Source organism: Sulfuricurvum sp. MLSB (assembly GCF_000747095.1).
Classification (GTDB): Bacteria; Campylobacterota; Campylobacteria; order Campylobacterales; family Sulfurimonadaceae; genus Sulfuricurvum.
The window spans coordinates 20,440-39,294 of sequence record NZ_JQGL01000023.1; the positions used below are offsets into that span (position 1 = coordinate 20,440).

Genomic DNA, 18,855 nt, shown 5'->3' on the forward strand with positions numbered 1-18,855 from the left:
GGATGAAGATTGCAATACTGGATGCGCTAACGTACGGTGATACGTCGTTAGAGGTTTTTAAAACGCTCGGCGACGTCACCGTCTATCAAACGACGATTCCCGAAGAGACTGCGGAACGAGTCCGCGACGCCGAGGTGATCGTGACGAACAAGGCCGTGATTAATGACGCCGTGATGGAAGCCGCACCCGCACTCAAGCTTATCTGCGTCGCGGCGACGGGGATGAACAATATCGATCACGATGCGGCGGCACGGCGGGGGATTACGGTCAAAAACGTCGCGGGATATTCGACGGATTCCGTTGTTCAGCACACGTTCAGCCTCCTTTTTTACCTGATGGGACATTCGCGCTATTACGACGAATACGTCAAAGCGGGAGAGTGGCAGAAAGAGGCGGTATTCGCCCATATCGGACCGTCGTTTAGCGAACTGCGCGGGAAAAAATGGGGGATTATCGGGCTGGGCGAGATCGGGTGCAATGTCGCCCGTGTCGCGAAGGCTTTCGGGGCCGAGGTGTGGTATTACTCGACGTCGGGCAAAAACGTGAGCGAGGAGTTCGAGCAAACGACGCTCTCGCGTCTGGTCGAAAACAGCGATGTGATCTCGATCCATGCGCCGCTCAATGCCCAAACGCAGAACCTCATCTCCCATTCCGAACTGCTGCAGATGAAAGACGGGGCCGTTTTGCTGAATCTCGGGCGGGGCGGCATCGTCGATGAGGACGCGTTGTCGGTCATTATCGACGTCAAGCCGATCTACGTCGGACTGGATGTTTTGGCACAGGAACCGATGAAAAAATCCCATCCGCTCCTGAGCGTTCAGCACCCCGAACGCCTTTACCTGACGCCTCATATCGCATGGACCTCACGCGAAGCGCGCGAACGTCTGATCGCGGCAACGGCCGAGAATATCCGTACCTTTTTAAAACAGCCGCAATAACGCCGGCAAAACGAGGGCAATCCCCAAAAACGCTACCGAGGTGAGAAACACCTGCACCGTCACGGTGCGGGGAGCGCAGTTGTACAGCGATGCGAGGTTGACGTTCGCAACGGCCAGCGGCACTAACAGCTCCAAAAACAAAATCCCCTTGATCATCGGTTCCATCTCGACGTATTGCAAGACGATAAACGTCAGGAGCGGTATCAGAAGAAATTTGGTGCTTCCCACCCATGCGGTGAGGCGAAGATTGATTTCGGTCATTTTAATCCCGTAGAGATAAATCCCGAACAGCACCAGCTGCATCGTCATCGACGCATACGCTCCCATCATCAGCGTTTTGTCGACGGCGGGGCTGGGGACGTAATGGATCAGATTGAGAGCAATCGCGACAAGCGCCGCCCACAGGACCGGAAGCTTGAGGATGTTCATGAGCGAACCGCGCACGCTGAATTCGCCGCGCGAATAGTAAAAGACCCCGACGGTATAGACGACAAAGACATTGACGAGATTGATCAGCGTCGTATACGGCACGCTCTCTTCCCCGAATACGGCGATCCCCAGAGGTACGCCGAGATTTCCCGTGTTTCCGATCAGCGCGGCGACGGTCGCGATGGAGCGCTCTTTGGTGTCCGTGAACAGCATCCGAGCCAGCGGAATCATCAACAGCAGCGATAGAAGGGTGATTCCGAGATACAGCGTCGGAGCAAAGAGCAGTCCGGTATCGATGGGGCGTTTGAGCAATCCCCAGAAGGTCAGAAATATTTGCAGAAAATAAACGCTGATCAGTGTGATCGTACGGTCGTCTATTTTTTCTTTGAACGCCCATTTCGCCCCGAAACCGACGGCGATGAAAAGATAGATTCCGAGGATTGAGAACAGGGTTTGCATAGTTTATTTTATCCAAAAAATTAGTCAATCTTTTTGAGTCTCGGCTAACGGGTGTTCGGGTACAATCGCGGCAATAAGGAGTCAAACGATGCCAAAAGTATTGATTATCGGCAGCGGCGGTGCAGGGTTGGTGAGTGCATTGTCGGCATTCGAAGCGGGCGCAGAGGTCGTCGTCGCTTCCAAAAGCCTGCCGACCCGTTCGCAGACCTCGATGGCGCAGGGGGGAATGAACGCCGTATTGGGCGAAGACGACAGCGTCGAGAAGCATATAGAGGATACGCTGCGCTCGTCTGCCGGTCTGGGAGAAGAGAGCCGGATCGCGTTCATGTGCGACAACGCCGCGGATGCGGTGCGCTGGTGCAACGCGATCGGGCTGCCTTTCAGCCGCGACGAATCGGGCGAAATCGCCCGCCGCCGTCTGGGAGGCGCTTCGGCCGCGCGTGCCTGTTACGCGCAGGATTACACGGGGCTTAAACTTCTGCATACGCTGTACGATCAGTGCCTGAAAGCGGGGATAACGTTTAAAAACGAGCGGTTTTTACTGAATCTGATCGTCGATCCCGAATCGAACCGGGTGCTGGGAGCGACGTTTTTGCACATCGAGACAGGCGAAGTCGAAGAGATCCGTGCCGATGCGGTGATCCTCGCTACCGGCGGATACGGCAATATTTACGGCAAGCACTCGACGAACTCGGTTCAAGCGACGGGAGACGGATTGGCGGCGGCGGTACGTGCGGGGGCAAAACTGGCCGATATGGAGTTTATCCAGTTCCATCCGACGGCACTCAAGCGTTCCTCGATTTTGATCTCTGAGAGCGCTCGCGGTGCGGGTGGGTATCTCCTGAATGCGCAGAATGAGCGTTTTACCGACGAGTTGGCTCCGCGTGATGTGGTGGCACGGGCGATACACGACGAGCTGGCTGCAAGCGGCGCAGTGTATCTCGATATCCGCCATCTGGGAGAATCGTTTGTCGATCATGAGCTCCCCCAAGAGCGCAAGCTCGCCCAAATTTACGAGGGGATCGATCCGGTGCACGAGCTGATCCCGATCAAGCCCGCCGCCCATTACAGCATGGGGGGAATCGAGGTGAATGAATCGTGCATGAGTTGCGTGCAGGGGCTTTTCGCCGTCGGCGAATGTGCCAACCACAAAACCCACGGAGCCAACCGTCTGGGAGGCAATTCACTCCTTGAACTGGTCGTTTATGGACGCGAATGCGGCAAAAATGCAAGTGAATACGGAACCCGGCATCCCGCTCCCGATTTGGAAAACACGCAGTTTGCGAAAGATCAAAACTTTGTCCGTGGCGTCATGTATTTCACCAATCAGATCGACTTTTACCAAAAGCAGGAGATGCTGGCGAACATTTTCTACAATAACGTCGGGCTTGTGCGTGATGACATGGGGCTTAAGGCGGTGCTGGGGGCGATTCGCCAGATGCAAAAAGAACTCCCCTTTATGGGGCCGCGCGACAAGTCGAAAGTCTGCAATACCAATCTGGTCGAATTTATCGAGTTCGGAAACAAGGTCGAGCTGGCTGAAATCATTGTCGTCAGTGCGATCAGCCGCGTCGAGAGCCGCGGAGCGCATTACCGCATCGACGCCCCCGCGCGCAATGATCAGATGTTCGGAGCTCACACAATCACATGGAAAGAGGACGGGGTATTATGTGCCGATTTTATGCAATAGACCAAAATATAGATGATGATTTTGAAGATGATGAAGAGAATGAGCGAGAATGGTGCGATTGAAGTGTGAATATATAAGCGCGGTGTACTGCGCGTGGGCTTCCTGCCGAAGGAAACACAGCGTTAGCGTAGTCAATCGGGATTTTATTCCGATGATGTATAAAATAAATGGTTGGTGTGACTGATGACTATTTCAATACAACGTTCACATAACGGTGCACTACAATCCTATAACGTTGAGTTAGAGAATGTCACGTTGCTAAGTGTTTTGAATCACATTAAAACCAAAATCGACCCGACACTTACTTACGCGCATTCGTGCCGCAGCGGCGTGTGCGGAAGCTGCGCCGTACGGGTCAACGGGCGTGAAGTGCTGATGTGCGAATACAAGCCCAAGAGCGGCGATTGCGTGGAGCCGATCCGAAACGCCCGCGTCGTCCGCGATCTCGTCGTCGATTCGGGTCATGTGGAGCGCTTCAATCGCACAGGGAGCGCGTGGAGCGAAGGCTCGCGCGAAGAGAGCGTAAAGGCTGAAGAGATGGAGCGGATCGAGACGCAAAGCGACTGCATTCTTTGTGCGTCGTGCTACAGCGCCTGCCCGGTCTATGCGGTGAACCCTGACTTTATCGGCCCTTTCGCCCTCACGCGGGTGTGGCGCTACGTCAACGATCCCCGCGAGCAGGATGCGAGTGCCAAAATGGCCGCCGTCCAAACGAACGGCATCTGGGACTGTATGCTCTGCGGAGAGTGCGTTCCGGTGTGTCCGCAGGGGATCGCCCCCAAACAAGACATTACGATGCTGCGGACGAAAGCCTCCGTGATGGGGTACCAAGACCCGAATGCGGCAACCGCGTTCGGCGGCGGATTGGATTTCGGAAGCCCTGTGTTTTAGGCAATGTTTGGATTGTGTTATACTAATGTTATAAAAAATATTTTTTTAGGACATTTGTATGGCATCCGAACACTCTCTCGACATCTCTGCTAAAATCGATCTTCAGGCGTTCAAAGACGCGATAGCCCAAGCCGAAAAAGAGGTGATCGGCCGATACGATTTCAAAGGGATCACCTACGAGATCACCTACCGTGAAAAAGAGAAACAGCTCATCCTCCTCGCCTCCAGCGACAACAAACTCGATGCCCTCAAGGATATCGTCATCGGCCGTCTGATCAAGCGCGGCCTCTCCTCCAAAGCCCTGAGCGAACTGAAAACCGAAGACGCCAGCGGCGGAACCCGTAAAGCGACCTACAAGGTTGTCGATACGATTGAAGCCAAAGAGGCGAAAAAGATCATGGCCGAGATCAAAAACATGAAAACGAAAGCGACCGCCGCGATCGAGGGGGAGCATATCCGCGTCAGATCCAAACAGATCGACGAGCTTCAAAAAATCATGGCGGCGATCAAAGCGATGGAGTGGGAAGCGCCTTTGGTGTTTGACAACTTCCGCTAATGGAGAACGAATGAAAAAAATGACGATAGCCGAAGCTGCGGAACATTTCAAAGTCTCCAAAGAAGCGATTCACAACCGCATCCGCCGAGGAAGTCTTAACTGCATCGTTGAAAACGGCGTGAAGTTTGTCGCCGTAGCGTCGGCCAAAGCATCCGAGTCCGAGGTGAGCGTCGAAGCCGACCGCTATACCCGATACATCGAGCAGGAAAACGAACGGCTGCGCGACAAAGTCGACGTACTCGAAAAAGAGACCACCCGCCTGCGGGATCAGCGCGAGCAGATGCTGATCGACGAGCGGATCAAAATCGAGCAGGTTTATAAAGAACGCGATGCCCAGCTGCGCAGCGTGCTGCACGTCGTAGCGACGAAGTTTCTATCGCACGCCAATGCCGATGAAGTGATGGAAGAGGCGATTAACGCCGATGTCGTCGACGTATCGGAAGAAGAGTGGATTTCGCTCAAGGCGTTTTTGAAACTCAAACGGATCAAAGATAAAGAGAAGAAAAAAATAAAGAGCCGTTTTGAAACGGCCGGCGGAACCGACGAACGCCTCAGCGTCCGCGAGGGGAAAATCTTCTTGAACCCTTCTCGGTTTGACTATTCCGATCTGCTCTAACGCCCTGTTTGGCCCGGTTGAGGTTGTGAAAACAGCTTTGACAGATGCTAAACTCGCTCTGCGGAGGGAGCGGTTTTCCGCACGTTTTGCAGCGGGGGACGAAATGGCTCTGTTGCAGCGAGTTTTCGATAAAACGGTTTAATTCCCCTCGGAACGAACGCGCTTTCTCCGCGTCGATAAAATAATCTCCCAAACGATACGACAACCACAGATACAGACTGATCTCTTTGATCCGGTCTTCGGCTTCCTGAAGCTCTTCCATCGTGAACGCGTGGCTTCCCAGATGGCGGGGCGGTATATACGCGATAGGCTTTTTTTGCTCCAGCGCACGTACATAGCGCTCGAATGCCGCCATCACCAGCGGCGATGACGTCGAAAGGGGTGCCGTCGCGAGGGTATATTTGGTCCTCATATCGAGCTCGTATCGGTCGACGATCAACGAGGCCTCCTGCATCGATTCGAGGTTTGCGGCGCGGAATGGGCCTTCGAATTTCATGTTCTCGACAAAAAAAGCGACAATGGCTGACAGGGAGCGCTCTTCTAGGATATTCGAGACGAGCATGATGTGATCGAAGTTCGCCATGACGTTGAACGGTATTTTGATCGGATCGGGCGCGCCGGTGAACAGCGGGGAAATCTTTTTGAGGATATCGGTACTGAGTGCGCCGACGTGTCCCTTTTCCGTGAGTCCGTAACGTCCCGAACGCCCGGCGATCTGCTGTACTTCGCTCGGAGTCAGGAGACGCTGATTTTGCCCGTCGAATTTGTCGGCTTTGGAGAACAGCAGCGTCTTGATGGGCAAGTTGAGCCCCATGCTGATCGCATCGGTTGCGACGAGGATGTCGGTTTCGCCTTCGCGGAAACGGCGGGCCTCCTCGCGGCGCACTTCGGGGCTTAGATTGCCGTAGATGACGCTGGTGCGGTAGGTCTTGGAAAGCTGCTGTTTGAGCCGCAGGGCGTTGGCGCGGGTAAAGGCGATAACGGCTGTTTTGGGCTCGATCGCATCGATCGGCGTCGGCGTTTTGAGGAGTTCGAGGGGATTTTTACGCTCAAACTCGATGATCTCCAGCGCCTCTCCCAGATACTCCGCCAGCGCGACGACCGCTTCGCGGGCGTTTGGGGAACCCGTCATGATGACTGTTTTGGCGGGAGCGCCGATAATGGCGTTCGCCCAGGCCCATCCACGGTCGCGGTCGCCGATCATCTGTACTTCGTCGATAACGCAGCAATCCACCTCGACGTCGAAATTCAGCATCTCAATCGTGGAGCTGATGTGGGTCGCGTCCTCATCGATCAGCTGCTCTTCGCCGGTAATCAGCGAGGCATTGACGCCGTGATCGCGCAGGTCTTCGTACCCTTCCAGCGCCAGAAGCCGCAGGGGCGCAAGGTAGTAGCCTGTTCCCCCCGCTCGCAGATGCTCCATCGCTGTGTAGGTTTTGCCGCTGTTGGTAGGCCCGATGTGCAATACCAGTTTTCGGCGAAGAGAACGGGCGAGCGGGAAAAGGCTTTTAAAATCGCGCACGGTGCGGGCAAGCAGTTCCTGCCGTTGCCGTCGCAGCAGTTCCCCCGCGATGCGCTGATCAAAGGCGAAAAGGACCCGGCGGGAGGTTTTTGCGCTGATATGAAACGTCGGTCCCATGTACGGAACGAGCAGTTCGTAGACCATATCCCGAAGCCGCTCTTCTTCCAGCGCCAGAAGTTTTGAACGTTCGCGGCATTCGTCGATCAGGGTGCTGAGTTCGGAGAAAAAGTGTTTTTCTTCTTCTTCGCCGTGCGCGTCGATGACGCTTTGCAGATCGATCGTTTCTTCGCGCCATATCCGGCGGGTGATGTCGCCGATTTCGAGTTGGACGTGCAGGGTGTGTTCGAGCGTTTTGGAACTCTGCGGAAGCGTCAGCGTTCGGGTGTATTCGATCAGCAGTTCATCTTGCGCATCCACAAACTCAAGCCCTTCGTAAGCCGAAGAGAGAATGCGTTTGAGTATCTCCGGCGGGAGGGGAAAATCGGGATAGGCGGCCGAGGGGGGCGCGCTTTTGAGTGCGGTGACGATTTCGTCGCGGCCAAGATAGCGGTGGTTTTCCAGATTCAGCGAAGCGACAAACAGGTCGGTTTGTTCCTGTTTTTGAGCCGTTAGTGCCGATTTGAGCTCTTCGATCTCGGGGACAAGCGTTTCGGGCGATTCTTCGTGGAGTCGTTTGTTGTTCAGCGGAAGCGTTTTAAGGACGTGGATTTTGGTAAAGCTCTCCGAACCGAGCGTATAGCGGATGGGGGCGTAGTATTCGAGGGAATCGTCGTAATCGAATTTCCCCTCGAGCGCCTTTTCGAGCGTCTCGCGTTTGCGGAGATAGCGGATGTGCTCGAGTTTGGTCGCGATTTTCTCGGGGGTGATTTTGCGGCTGCGGACATCGATGAACGCGGCGTAGAGTTCCCGGCGCTCATCGGCATCAAGAGTGAACGCTTCGAGAAGTTCATCGATTTTTTCTTCCCGCTCGTGCGGTTTTTCTTTGGGCTTGGGATTGGGGTAGGTTTTTCCTTCGTGTTTGAAAAAATCGACAATCAGCACACGGTTGTCGCTCTCCCCTTCCGACCACAGGCGGCGGAAGCTCTTAACGAGTGTTGCTTTGTCGGTTGTTCCGTTGAAAATCCCCAGCGTATGGGCCAGCGCGATCAGTGTTTCGGTCGGGACGCGCTCAATCCCCTCATCAAATCCTTCGTCGCCGAAAAAATGGCGGATGGATTGATTGAGTTTGATCATTTTTTTCTTTTTCTTTGCCATACTGAAAGTGTAGCCTAAATTTATAAGGCTAAAGCCTTTGTAACTTTGATAAACTTTCGCAAAATGATCCACAAAGGGACGGAAATGGCCGATCTGAGCGCCGATGAATGGACGCAGGAAGAGTATCTGAAAAACAGACGCGAGCTAGAAGCGCAGGGGATCAGGGTGCTGCTGATCGATACGATCCTTAACCCCATCGATGGGACCGAAACGGTTCTGTACAGCCCGCCGCTGCTCAAAAACGAGGCTCCCGGAAGCGTATTCGTATTTTACTGCGATACGGGAAAGTCGTCAAAGGAACGGCTGGGGGAATTTCGGGCCAAATTTCCGAACCACGTGTGCATCAGTCTTCGGGGAGGACGCGGATATTGGCGCAAGAATTTGAGGGTATAGCCGAGGCTCTGGGCGCGTTTGCGGTTTCGCTGCAGGAAGGGCGCTACTATGATGCCCACGAAGAGATAGAGAGGCTATGGTATCCGAGGCGTTTTGACGACGATGACGAGGTACGGCTGTGGAAAGGGCTGATCAATGCGGCGGTTGCGTTCGAGTTGACGAGGCGGGGACGTCCGAAGCCCTCGGAGACAGCATGGAAGACCTATCTCAAATACCGTCCGCTGAATGACACCCTTGTTACCGTGCATAAAGAACTCTACGTTAGAATAATGAATCTTATTGAACGACAGCGAGGTAAATTATGTCCGAGTTCTTAGAAGCGATGGCGTTTCGGCACGCCTGTAAACGGTTTGATACGACGAAAAAGATCCCCGAAGATCAGTTCGAATCGATGCTGGAGGTGTGCCGTACCTCCCCCTCATCCTTCGGGATGGAGCCGTGGAGGCTCATCGTTGTGCGTAACGAAAACCTGCGCAAGGCGCTCAAGCCCTCCTGCTGGAACCAAAATCAGATCACCGAGTGTTCGGAGCTGGTGATTTTTACGACGGATAACGACGTTGTCCGCAGCGGAACGCCGTACGTGCGCAAGATGTTCGAACGTCGCGGGCTTCCCGCCGAAGCGGTCGATATTTACATGGGCGTCTATAAAAACTATCTTGAACCGATCGAATCGGATGAATTGCTGTTGCAAAACTGGACGGCCAAGCAGTGCTACATCGCCTGCGCCAACATGATGACCTACGCGGCGACGCTGAAAATCGACAGCTGTCCGATTGAAGGGTTTGACCGTGAGGAGGTCGAGGCGATCCTCGATCTTGACGAAGAACGAAGCGTCGCGCTGATCTGTGCGTTCGGTTACCGCGTCAATCCTCAGAGCGAGCAAACACGGCTTCCGATCAATCAGATCATCGAATACCGATAAAAAAGGGATAGGCCATGTTGCAAAAACTCGAACAGCATGCGGATAAGGTCGAATATTATACGGATTTGATAATCGGCTATGCGACCGAATACGGACTGAAAATCCTCGGCGCTCTGGCCATCTTTTTTGTCGGTAAATGGATTATCCAAAAAATGGTGCTGCTGATGCGCCGGGCAATGGAACGCTCAAACGTCGACGAGACGCTGATCAGTTTTGCCGGAAACGCGCTGAATGTTGCGCTGATGATCGCGTTGATCGTCGCCGCGGCGAGCAATCTGGGGATCAATACCACCTCGTTCGTCGCCGTTTTCGGTGCGGCAGGTCTGGCCATCGGTCTGGCGCTTAAAGACACCCTCTCCAACGTCGGTGCGGCGGTATTGATCATCTTTTTCCGCCCGTTCAAGGTTGGCGATTTCATCGAAACGTCCGGCGTCATGGGGACGGTAAAAACGATCACCCTTTTTTCGACGACGCTGACGACGACCGACAACCGCTCGATCATTATTCCCAACGGAGCCTTGATCGCCGGGAACATCATCAACTACACGGGCAATACGACACGGCGGATCGATATGGTGTTCGACATCGACTACAAAGACGATCTGAAGCTCGCCAAAACGGTTATATTGGAGATTTTGCAGGCCCACCCCAAAGTCCTCAAAGAGCCTGAACCTCTGGTGGCCGTCGGTGCGCTGGCGCAGAATTCGGTACAGCTTCTTGCGCGTCCGTGGGTGAACGTCGACGATTACTGGGACACGATGTTTGAAGTGACCGAAGCGGTCAAAACAGCCTTTGACAGCAACCGTATTACCGTACCGTTCCCGCAGATGGTGACCCACGTCATACAAGAAGAGAAAAAATAACCCTTAGCGGCTTCGGGCGTACTGCGCAAAGCAAAGTGCCGCCGCCGTCGCCGCGATACTCCCTCCGACAAACAAGAATGCGGGGGTGTACTGATACAAAAAGCCTGCCCCGAGCGCCCCGACAAATCCCCCAAGACCGTACGATATCCCGAAGAAAAACTGCTGCGAGAGCCGTCGTGCGCTGTAGAGATGAAAGAGCAGCGCGATCGCCGAGGAGTGAAACAGGGCGAAACTGAAGGCGTGAAGCGTCTGGGACGCATAAAGCATCGGAACCGAAGCGGGAAAGAGGGCTACGATCATCCAGCGCAGAGCCGTTATGGCGGCGGTGATCTGAAGAAGCCGCAAAAGATTGCCCCGCAGCAGCGGTCCTTGAAAGTAAAACATGACTATTTCGGCGATGACGCCGAAGCTCCAGAGCCACACCGTTGTCCCCAGCGTCACGCTGTGGTCGGTCGTATAGATCGTAAAAAAGTTGTAAAACGGTCCGAAACTCACCTGCATCAGGAAGAATCCCGCCCACAGCATCTGGTGATCCGTTATCGAGAATCGGCATCTCTCTTCGCCGCATTCGGAAGGCGGCTCATGCCGCTGCCGAATGCCGATCAGCGCCCCGAAGAGCAGCGTGATCGCTGCCGCGCCGATCAAAAAATAAATCCCCACGTACGGGCCGCTGAGGTATCGGACGAGCAGAAGCGAGACGGCGATAAATCCGACCGACCCAAACAGCCGGATACGGCCGTAGCGTTCTTTTCCGATGGTTTCCAAGGCGATCACTTCGATGTAGGGGAGCACCAGCGCAAGTCCGATCCCAAAGAGGATATTGACGATCAGAAGGGGCCAGAAATGCTCCAAAGCGGGATAGAACCCCGCCGCCGAAGCGCCCATCAGAAAAAGCGCGGCAAAAAAGGTGCGCTGATCGAGACGGAACCCCCGCAGAAACAAAAACGGCAGGACAAACCGCACCAGCGGTGCGGAAGCAAAGACGATCCCGATCTGCATCGGATCGTATCCGATTTGCGAGAGGATTTTCGGAACGAAGATGATGTGTACCCCGACCAGGGCGAAATAGACAAAATAAAACGAAGCGACTAACGAGGCCACGTCAGACGTCGCGGATGACGGCGGTGCCGCTTAATAGGTCGTGTAAAGCCCGTTTGTCTTTGCGGAACACCCCGACGAAAAAGCCGATGACCGATAGGAGAGAGAGGAAATAACCGATAAAACGGAGCGTTAGTTTCGCATAGGAAGCGGTTTGAAACGTCCGGGAGTCGACAACCCGGGTTCGGGCAAGCTTTTTCCCGGGCGTCTGGCCGCTGTAATGCCACAGTAGAACATACGTGAGCATGAACAACCCCATTTGGAGGATCGATGCAACCGGATCGGGAGGATTGGTGCGGGCTTTTGGATCGTGCACGAGGACATCCAGCCCGGTGGCCGTGTGCATCTGATCGTAGCCGAAAAAGGCGCTCACCAGCAGGGAAATAGGCAGGCCGATCATAAAAATATCGGTCATGAACCCTAGCGCGCGCGGCCAAAACGGAGCATACGCAATCTTAGGCTTGAGAGAATCGGAAGGGTGCTGTTTTTTCTTTAGGGTTTGCCGTCGCATGCGCAATTGTAGCTTCTTGTAGTTTAAAACGCACCGGGGACGGATTAAAAACACGTGTTATTACTATTCGTTTACTAACTTGTTTCATAATGTCACTGATCCCGATTGACAGCAGCAAGTCAAAGAGGAGTTTTTTTCATTCATCACTCACTCCTTAAGTTTCAAAGCACCTCGGTCTTAGGTGACCGCGGGGCCTTCTTCCCTTTTATCCTCAATCCGTAGAGCAATAACAGCAATAAAAAAATGAGAGAGCGGTTTACTCCCGCGTCGGACGCGAGAATAATCAAACCGTGTTATTAACGTTTGAGGCCGATGAGAGTTTCGAGCAGGGTATCGGAAGTCGTAATCGTTTTACCGTTCGCCTGATACCCGCGCTGAATGATGATGAGCTGTGTGAGCGATTTGGACAAGTCGACGTTGGACGCTTCAAGAGCGGAAGACTGCATGAAACCGCGTCCCGCCGTTGCCGCCGTACCGATGATCGGATCACCCGAGTTGGCCGATTGCAGGTAAACGTTTCCGCCATCACTTACCAGACCTTCGTTATTTGAGAATTTGGCCATACCGATTTGGGCAAGCCCGAAAGAACGGCCGTTCGTGAAGCTCCCTACCAGCGTACCGCTTTGGTCGATCCGGATACCGACAAGGTCACCGCCGGGATAACCGTCTTGGCTGATACCGCTCGTTCCCGAATCGTTGTCGAAACTGGTGATACCGTCGTATGCCCCGAGCGTTCCGAAATTGAGGTTGACCTGCTGGTTGGCGGCGGCACCGTTGTTCGGCGAGAAGTCGATGCTGGGGATGTTGAACGTCGAGAGGGCACCGTTGCTGTCAAACGTGATGATCCCCCCGTCCAAAATATTGAGGTTCGGCGCGACGGCCCCGCTCAACGATCCGGGAACCGGTACGGTGACGTTGTATCTCCAGTCGGTGAATCCGGTTGTCGTATTGACCGAATCTTTACGGAAGTTGATGCTGACGGTATGTTTCCCCCCGAGTGAATCGTAAATATCGATACTGGTCGCATGGGTCGCCGTATTGATCGGCTGGGATTGCTTGACGGACGTTCCGACGGGCAGTGCGCCGGCCATGGTTGCAAACGCTTCGGTGAAGCGCGCGTTCTCGATCGTATTGGCATCCACGATCGGATCGATTTCGACGGACAGTGCGGCACCCGCAGTGTTGCGAAGGACAAATTTCCCCTGGTCGTTTACTTCGACGGTGGAACCGGCCGAAGTAATCTGCGAGAACGTTTGCAAGGCGCCGCGCAGATCGGCGGCACTGTTGAAATAATAGGTATCGTTGGTGTTGAGCGGGAGCGCGCCTCCGGCAACAAGCCCGGCCGGAGGAGTCCCATTGGTGTATCGGAAATCACGAACGGTCGCCCCTCCGTCAAACGAAACGGTCATCCCCTGTCCGCCGCCGGCAAAAGTTGCCGCGCTCGCCGAAGAAAGCTGGAACGCTTCACCGCTGCCGTTGAACATGATCCCCATATCCTCGGCATCCGCCGCCGCCACGGTACGGCCATCGGCGGTTGTGATAACGCCGGTCGTGCTGATCTGGTAGGTCGGGCTGAACTGGTCTACGATGGCGCTGGAGCTGAGGTTGGCTTTAACGGTGATCTCGGTACTGGCAAACGCCGGAGTCGTAAGTCCCGAAGGGATCTGGATATTGGTGATCGGCGCGGTCGAATCGACCAGTCCGGTATCTTCATCCCGCAGCCATCCCTGGACGATAAAACCGTTGTTGTCGACGAAATTACCCGAAGCGTCGAATTTAAAGTCCCCCGCACGGGTGTATTTGTACGTGTTACCGCCATCGGCCGAGACGATAAAGAAGCCGTCCCCCTGAATCGCGACGTCGGTATTTTTGTCGGTATTCTGGATCGAACCTTGGGAATGGATCCGGGTAATGGAGTTGACCGTTGTCCCCAGACCGATCTGGACGGCATTTTTACCGCCGAGGTCTCCCTGCGGAGCCGTCGCGATCTGATTGGTCTGAGCCAAAAGATCCGAAAAGTTTGCACGAGAGTATTTATACCCGATCGTGTTGACGTTGGCGATGTTGTTTGATTCAACGTCCATTGCAATCTGATGCGATTGCAGACCGGTAACACCTGAGAAAAGCGACTTCAGCATGATATGTCCTTTATGACAAAGTAAAATAGCAAAGCAAAAAACGTGCCAATTTATTTGCGCATCGACAGCGCTTTTTGGATCATCTCGTCGACCGTCGTGATCGTTTTGGCATTGGCCTGATAGGCTCTTTGCATGATGATCATGTCGGTCAGCCCCGCATCCAGATGGACATTAGAATTTTCAAGCATCCCGCTGTAGACGGCCGATCCCGTGATGGCATTGCCGTCCGCATCGGTCCAGAACATCGGATTTCCGCTGTTGGAACTTTGGGTGAACAGGGTGTCGCCGGAGCGTTCGAGCCCCTGATCGTTTTGGAAATGATAGACGGCGACCCGTCCGATCGCGCTTTGGCGTCCGTTTGAAAATTCGGCGCTGATGACGCCGTTGATGTTGATTCCATATTTCGTGAGGACACCCCCCGTGCTGCCATCAGCGGAGGCGGTGCCTCTGAACTCGGCGCCGTTGATCGAAATAAGGCCGTCGAATCCCGTGCCGACATCGATGGCAACGGCCGCGCCGTCGTTATTGACGGAGGGGACGGTAAAACTGGAAAGCCTGCCTGACGCGTCGAAAATTGCCTGTCCGGCTTGGGTGTCATAGAGGGTAGAGCCGTCATTGGAGGTGACGGTAGCGACGACGTCCCACGCTATCCCCGTGGCCGGTTGCACGGCGCTTTGGGTAAACGTGAGTTTGAGACGATTGATGTCGTTTGCGGGGCTGATGACGTCGGCACTGATGGAACGGGTGACGTTGTCTCCCCCGAGGTTCCCGTTGAACTCCGCCCGCGTCGTCGGTTCGACCGGATAGGCCAGACGGGTGGGAAGTTCCAGCGGACCTTGCTGATTGACATCGGCGAAAGCGACGTCGTCAGCGGGATCGTTGATGAGGTAAGCACCCGTTTCGTTGTTTCCGTAGTCAAATCCGCCGTCATACGCATAGTTGCTCAGCATCGTTCCCGTCACGAAATACCCTTGCGCGGTTGTGAGACGGGCGACGGACGAGTTCACCTCTCCGGGCGTCTTTTGGAGCGTATCGAAGGTGAAATTTCCCGCACGGGTATAATAGGATTTATCCCCGGATACGACGCCGAACCAGCCGTTCCCGCCGAGTGCGAGGTCGTTGAAGCGTTCGCTTCCGAGCAGCGAACCGTTTTGGGTCATCGTCGACGTCGCCTGAAGCCGCGAACCGACTCCGATGTCGTTGGCCGTAGGGGTTTTGCCCGCGCTGACGACGGCTTCGGAGAACAGATCGGCAAATTCGGAATTAACCCCCCGAAAACCGACGGTATTGACGTTGGCAAGATTGTCTGAGAGGATGTCCATCCCGTACTGATGGCTCATTACCCCCGAAAGGCCGGTATAGTATGCTTGATTCACGATGAGCTCCTTAGCTTCCCGTCACTTCTTTGATGGTGCTGAAATCGACGTAATTGGAGCCGAGTTTGGCATAGGTTTTGCCCTCATCGAATTTGATCGATTCGATAGGGTACAAGCCGATGCGGGTGGTAGCGGATGTTCCGTCTTCCTTCGTGTAGGTCGATTCGACGTAATAAACTCCCTCCTTCAGCTCCGCGCCGCTGTTGTTTTTGCCGTCCCAGGTGTACTTGGCGACTCCCGCATCGGTGGCGCCGATATCCATCGAGCGGAGGATTTTGCCGTTATTGTCAAGAATATTGACCTTTCCGCTTGTGACGTTAGACGGAAAATAGAGTTCGAAATCGACGTCTTCACCTTCGCTCAAAACGACCGCATTGCTTCCCGTATCGGCGATTTTTCCGATGGCGGCGATTCCGGAGTATTGCATGGATGAACTAAGCGCCGCCGCCAGCGTTTCAAGCGCTTTATTCGTGTTTTCAGTCGATTCGAGCGTCGCCAGCTGCGATGTCTGGGTCAAAATCTTTTCGCTGTCCATCGGGGAAGTGGGGTCTTGGTATTTGAGCTCCAGCAGCAAAAGTTTGAGAAAGTCGTCTTTCCCCAGCACCCCTTTGGGGTTGGTCGTTGTCGTTGAAGCGGTTGCAGAAGAAGCACCTACTGTATTGCCGTATGCGTCGATAGCCATGATATCCTCCTTGTATTACGCGTAATGCGGAATAATGATTTCAAGAGCGCCTAGCTGCTCTTCGTTTAGTTCGAGTTCTTCGAACGACTCATACGCGCGGAACCGGTTTTGGGAGTGCTGTTGCTGCTCCTGCGGGTTGTGCTGATCGTTTCCGCCCATGAAATTCATCGTCGCGTTGGTGATCCCTTGATGGGCCAATTGCGCTTTGAGCTCGCCGGCATTGTGGGCTAAAAAGGCGACCGTCGTCGTATTGTTCGATTGGATATTGACGTGGACGTTGTTGCCGCGCTGTACCAGCGTTACTTCCACTTCTCCCAGTTTTTCGGGGTTGAGTTTCATTGTCAGGCGGGTGAACGGAGGCTTGTAGTTTTCGACGGCCTCTTTAAGATCGGTGGCGAAATGGCGCATGCTCTGCTGCGCCTCTTTGGATTTTACTTCAAACGAGTCGGCTTTCGGCGCATGCAGCGCTTTGGATGCTTCGCCCTCCGTTTTCAGATTTTTGCTCTCGTCCGCCGTGCCGGAAGAAGATCGGCTCTCGCCCTGAAGCAGGGCGATCAACCCGTCGTTTTTCGTCTGAGAGGATGCGTTTTGGGCAACGTCGGCTTTTTTCTCTTCCGTCGCTGGAGCTGTCGGTGCGGCATCGCGTTTATCGAGTCCCTGAAGCAGCGATTTCAGCGGCTGGTCGGTTGGCTTGGATTCGGCTGTCTTGCCCGATTCCGAGGTCGTTTCGGCATCGGGCGATTTGGCGGCGTTTTTCTCTTTGTTTTTCAGCTGGCTGATGAGCTGGGTAAGCGCTTCGGCGGGAGTCGGTTCTTCGGTATTTGTGACCGAAGGGAGTTTGGCCAGCGTTTTGGCCTCCAGCAGCGTTTTGGACAGCAGCTCCGGCGCAAGAGAAGGTTCCGGTTCGGTAATGATCGACGACAACGTGATCGATTCGGGTTCAAGCCCCATTTTCTGGGCCATCTGGATCAGACCGATCAGACTTTTCGGAAGTGCTTCGGGCGCTTTTTCGTAGGCGGGGTTTTTGGCGGCAATCTCTTTTTTGAGGTACTCTTTCGCCTGATGGATGAGGCTCAGACTCCTCCGAACCGCGCAAAAGAGCCTGAAGCTGACCGATTCCGGCGTTTTTATCAACGCCTTTTTGGGAATCGAGGGAGCGGACTACGCCGTTTTTGGGATCGATAAGCGCTTTGAAGTCGGCAGGAAGGGTACCTGTCTTGTCGCCTGTTTTCGTCTGTGCGCCCAGTGACGACAACAGTTTGGAAAAGATACCGTCCTTTTTAGAATCGGCGGTTTTGGCATTTCCTCCGAGCAGGTCGATCAAAGAGGCGTTTGTTTTGGACTCTTTGCTTTCTATGATCATTGAGTGATCCTTATTATATGCGCTCGCGGCACGCATTATTATATTTAGAATCAATAAAGCAAAATGTATTCCATAAATAACAGGTGTAACCAAACGGCAACACTTTACTCCCTTAACATATCCTTAAAATAAAAAAAGATATAATTCGCGAAAATCATTGCCTACCTACAAGGATATTCAGTGCAAAAAATTCGTAACATCGCCGTCATCGCGCACGTTGACCATGGTAAAACGACCCTAGTTGACGGATTGCTCAAGCAATCCGGAACATTTGGCAGCCACGAGCAAGTCAACGAGAGAGCCATGGACTCTAACGCCCTTGAAAAAGAGCGCGGGATCACCATTCTTTCTAAAAATACCGCGATCCGCTACGGCGAATACAAAATCAACATCATCGACACTCCGGGCCACGCCGACTTCGGCGGTGAGGTTGAGCGTGTTTTGAAAATGGTTGACGGTGCCTTGTTGCTCGTCGATGCGTATGAAGGTGTTATGCCTCAGACGAAATTCGTCGTTAAAAAAATGCTCGGTCTGGGTATCAAACCGATCGTCGTTATTAACAAGATCGATAAACCTTCCGCTGACCCTGAGCGTGTAGTAGACGAAGTATTCGACCTGTTCGTTGCGATGGATGCGACCGAAGATCAGCTCGATTTCCCGATCATCTACGCTGCGGCGCGTGACGGTATCGCGAAAATGGATATGTCTGAGCCTGACGGTGACTTCACCTGCATGTTCAATACGATCCTTGAAAAAGTGCCTGAGCCGACCGGTGATGCGGAAAACTCGACTCAGTTGCAGGTTTTCACCCTCGACTACGACAACTACGTCGGTAAAATCGGTATTGCCCGTATCTTCAACGGTAAAATTTCCAAAGGGGACAACATCCTCCTTGCAAAAGCCGACGGAGAGATGGTCAAAGGTAAAGTCAGCAAGCTGATCGGATTCATGGGGCTGAACCGTATGGAGATTCAGACGGCAGAAGCGGGTGACATCGTTGCCGTTGCCGGTATCGAAACGGTAGACGTCGGGGACACCATCTGTGATCCTGCCAACCCGATGCCGCTTGACCCGATGCACATCGAAGAGCCGACGTTGACCGTCGTATTCTCGGTCAACGACTCTCCGCTTGCAGGACAAGAGGGTAAACACGT

The 18,855-nt window shown here is 54.0% G+C and carries 19 protein-coding genes; 10 read left to right on the top strand and 9 right to left on the bottom strand.

The genetic code is table 11. The features are described from left to right. Positions 1-2 precede the first annotated feature (2 nt). On the top strand, positions 3-938 hold the full coding sequence (locus JU82_RS02990) for a D-2-hydroxyacid dehydrogenase (RefSeq protein ID WP_037946312.1): 936 nt from the start codon (positions 3-5) through the stop codon (positions 936-938). On the opposite strand, the gene JU82_RS02995 is transcribed toward JU82_RS02990, so the two are convergent. Then, on the bottom strand, positions 921-1,826 hold the full coding sequence (locus JU82_RS02995) for an AEC family transporter (RefSeq protein ID WP_294892060.1): 906 nt from the start codon (positions 1,824-1,826) through the stop codon (positions 921-923). The two genes, JU82_RS02990 and JU82_RS02995, sit on opposite strands and share 18 nt — an antisense overlap. An 88-nt stretch (positions 1,827-1,914) precedes the next feature. On the opposite strand from JU82_RS02995, the gene JU82_RS03000 reads away from it, so the two are divergent. The 4 genes from JU82_RS03000 to JU82_RS03015 all read left to right on the top strand — a co-directional run bounded on the left by JU82_RS03000 (position 1,915) and on the right by JU82_RS03015 (position 5,579). Then, complete coding sequence (locus tag JU82_RS03000; protein ID WP_037946314.1) at positions 1,915-3,516, top strand: FAD-dependent oxidoreductase; 1,602 nt, start codon at positions 1,915-1,917, stop codon at positions 3,514-3,516. A gap of 183 nt (positions 3,517-3,699) precedes the next feature. Further along, positions 3,700-4,407: a succinate dehydrogenase/fumarate reductase iron-sulfur subunit gene (locus JU82_RS03005; protein WP_037946316.1), complete on the top strand. Its 708-nt coding sequence runs from the start codon at positions 3,700-3,702 to the stop codon at positions 4,405-4,407. A gap of 58 nt (positions 4,408-4,465) precedes the next feature. Next, complete coding sequence (locus tag JU82_RS03010) at positions 4,466-4,963, top strand: YajQ family cyclic di-GMP-binding protein (RefSeq protein ID WP_037946317.1); 498 nt, start codon at positions 4,466-4,468, stop codon at positions 4,961-4,963. A gap of 10 nt (positions 4,964-4,973) precedes the next feature. Then, the gene (locus JU82_RS03015) at positions 4,974-5,579 is read left to right on the top strand and encodes a hypothetical protein (RefSeq protein ID WP_037946319.1); all 606 of its coding nucleotides are present in this window, start codon (positions 4,974-4,976) and stop codon (positions 5,577-5,579) included. Here JU82_RS03015 and JU82_RS03020 read toward each other — a convergent pair. Continuing rightward, entirely contained in the window at positions 5,515-8,334 is a 2,820-nt protein-coding gene (locus JU82_RS03020) for a helicase-related protein (protein WP_294892061.1), read from the bottom strand. The two genes, JU82_RS03015 and JU82_RS03020, sit on opposite strands and share 65 nt — an antisense overlap. Before the next feature lie 105 nt (positions 8,335-8,439). On the opposite strand from JU82_RS03020, the gene JU82_RS03025 reads away from it, so the two are divergent. From JU82_RS03025 to JU82_RS03035, 4 genes are read left to right on the top strand one after another with little or no spacing between them, the layout of a single operon-like run. After that, on the top strand, positions 8,440-8,748 hold the full coding sequence (locus tag JU82_RS03025) for a hypothetical protein (protein ID WP_037946324.1): 309 nt from the start codon (positions 8,440-8,442) through the stop codon (positions 8,746-8,748). Next, the gene (locus tag JU82_RS11630) at positions 8,724-9,065 is read left to right on the top strand and encodes a DUF309 domain-containing protein (RefSeq protein ID WP_294892062.1); all 342 of its coding nucleotides are present in this window, start codon (positions 8,724-8,726) and stop codon (positions 9,063-9,065) included. Before JU82_RS03025 ends, JU82_RS11630 begins: the two co-directional genes overlap by 25 nt. Further along, on the top strand, positions 9,050-9,670 hold the full coding sequence (locus JU82_RS03030) for an NAD(P)H-dependent oxidoreductase (protein ID WP_037946325.1): 621 nt from the start codon (positions 9,050-9,052) through the stop codon (positions 9,668-9,670). Before JU82_RS11630 ends, JU82_RS03030 begins: the two co-directional genes overlap by 16 nt. Positions 9,671-9,684: 14 nt before the next feature. After that, positions 9,685-10,533 carry a mechanosensitive ion channel domain-containing protein gene (locus JU82_RS03035; RefSeq protein ID WP_037946327.1) on the top strand — a complete coding sequence of 283 codons (849 nt, stop codon included), beginning with the start codon at positions 9,685-9,687 and terminating at the stop codon, positions 10,531-10,533. A gap of 3 nt (positions 10,534-10,536) precedes the next feature. On the opposite strand, the gene JU82_RS03040 is transcribed toward JU82_RS03035, so the two are convergent. The 7 genes from JU82_RS03040 to JU82_RS11645 form a co-directional block, all read right to left on the bottom strand. After that, positions 10,537-11,634 (bottom strand): MFS transporter, encoded by a 1,098-nt coding sequence (locus JU82_RS03040; protein WP_037946329.1) that lies wholly within the window; start codon positions 11,632-11,634, stop codon positions 10,537-10,539. Position 11,635: 1 nt separating this feature from the next. Further along, entirely contained in the window at positions 11,636-12,142 is a 507-nt protein-coding gene (locus tag JU82_RS11635; protein WP_294892063.1) for an RDD family protein, read from the bottom strand. Between the two features lie 296 nt (positions 12,143-12,438). Beyond that, positions 12,439-14,280: a flagellar hook-basal body complex protein gene (locus JU82_RS03050; protein WP_037946331.1), complete on the bottom strand. Its 1,842-nt coding sequence runs from the start codon at positions 14,278-14,280 to the stop codon at positions 12,439-12,441. A gap of 50 nt (positions 14,281-14,330) precedes the next feature. Then, the gene (locus JU82_RS03055; protein ID WP_294892064.1) at positions 14,331-15,656 is read right to left on the bottom strand and encodes a flagellar hook-basal body complex protein; all 1,326 of its coding nucleotides are present in this window, start codon (positions 15,654-15,656) and stop codon (positions 14,331-14,333) included. A gap of 10 nt (positions 15,657-15,666) precedes the next feature. After that, positions 15,667-16,338 (bottom strand): flagellar hook capping FlgD N-terminal domain-containing protein, encoded by a 672-nt coding sequence (locus tag JU82_RS03060; RefSeq protein WP_037946335.1) that lies wholly within the window; start codon positions 16,336-16,338, stop codon positions 15,667-15,669. A gap of 15 nt (positions 16,339-16,353) precedes the next feature. After that, complete coding sequence (locus JU82_RS12205) at positions 16,354-17,301, bottom strand: flagellar hook-length control protein FliK (protein ID WP_366921367.1); 948 nt, start codon at positions 17,299-17,301, stop codon at positions 16,354-16,356. Further along, positions 17,279-17,701 (bottom strand): hypothetical protein, encoded by a 423-nt coding sequence (locus tag JU82_RS11645; protein ID WP_294892065.1) that lies wholly within the window; start codon positions 17,699-17,701, stop codon positions 17,279-17,281. Before JU82_RS11645 ends, JU82_RS12205 begins: the two co-directional genes overlap by 23 nt. A 180-nt stretch (positions 17,702-17,881) precedes the next feature. Between JU82_RS11645 and JU82_RS03070 the strand changes: the two genes are divergently transcribed. Further along, positions 17,882-18,855: GTP-binding protein (locus tag JU82_RS03070; RefSeq protein ID WP_037946337.1), on the top strand; the 974-nt coding region annotated here is incomplete at its 3' end.

Bases quoted from the DNA above. Each gene is read 5' to 3' on its own strand.
- JU82_RS02990 (WP_037946312.1), top strand. From the start codon at position 3: ATGAAGATTGCAATACTGGATGCGCTAACGTACGGTGATACGTCGTTA.
- JU82_RS02995 (WP_294892060.1), bottom strand. From the start codon at position 1,826: ATGCAAACCCTGTTCTCAATCCTCGGAATCTATCTTTTCATCGCCGTC.
- JU82_RS03000 (WP_037946314.1), top strand. From the start codon at position 1,915: ATGCCAAAAGTATTGATTATCGGCAGCGGCGGTGCAGGGTTGGTGAGT.
- JU82_RS03005 (WP_037946316.1), top strand. From the start codon at position 3,700: ATGACTATTTCAATACAACGTTCACATAACGGTGCACTACAATCCTAT.
- JU82_RS03010 (WP_037946317.1), top strand. From the start codon at position 4,466: ATGGCATCCGAACACTCTCTCGACATCTCTGCTAAAATCGATCTTCAG.
- JU82_RS03015 (WP_037946319.1), top strand. From the start codon at position 4,974: ATGAAAAAAATGACGATAGCCGAAGCTGCGGAACATTTCAAAGTCTCC.
- JU82_RS03020 (WP_294892061.1), bottom strand. From the start codon at position 8,334: ATGATCAAACTCAATCAATCCATCCGCCATTTTTTCGGCGACGAAGGA.
- JU82_RS03025 (WP_037946324.1), top strand. From the start codon at position 8,440: ATGGCCGATCTGAGCGCCGATGAATGGACGCAGGAAGAGTATCTGAAA.
- JU82_RS03030 (WP_037946325.1), top strand. From the start codon at position 9,050: ATGTCCGAGTTCTTAGAAGCGATGGCGTTTCGGCACGCCTGTAAACGG.
- JU82_RS03035 (WP_037946327.1), top strand. From the start codon at position 9,685: ATGTTGCAAAAACTCGAACAGCATGCGGATAAGGTCGAATATTATACG.
- JU82_RS11635 (WP_294892063.1), bottom strand. From the start codon at position 12,142: ATGCGACGGCAAACCCTAAAGAAAAAACAGCACCCTTCCGATTCTCTC.
- JU82_RS03050 (WP_037946331.1), bottom strand. From the start codon at position 14,280: ATGCTGAAGTCGCTTTTCTCAGGTGTTACCGGTCTGCAATCGCATCAG.
- JU82_RS03060 (WP_037946335.1), bottom strand. From the start codon at position 16,338: ATGGCTATCGACGCATACGGCAATACAGTAGGTGCTTCTTCTGCAACC.
- JU82_RS12205 (WP_366921367.1), bottom strand. From the start codon at position 17,301: ATGGCCCAGAAAATGGGGCTTGAACCCGAATCGATCACGTTGTCGTCG.
- JU82_RS11645 (WP_294892065.1), bottom strand. From the start codon at position 17,701: ATGATCATAGAAAGCAAAGAGTCCAAAACAAACGCCTCTTTGATCGAC.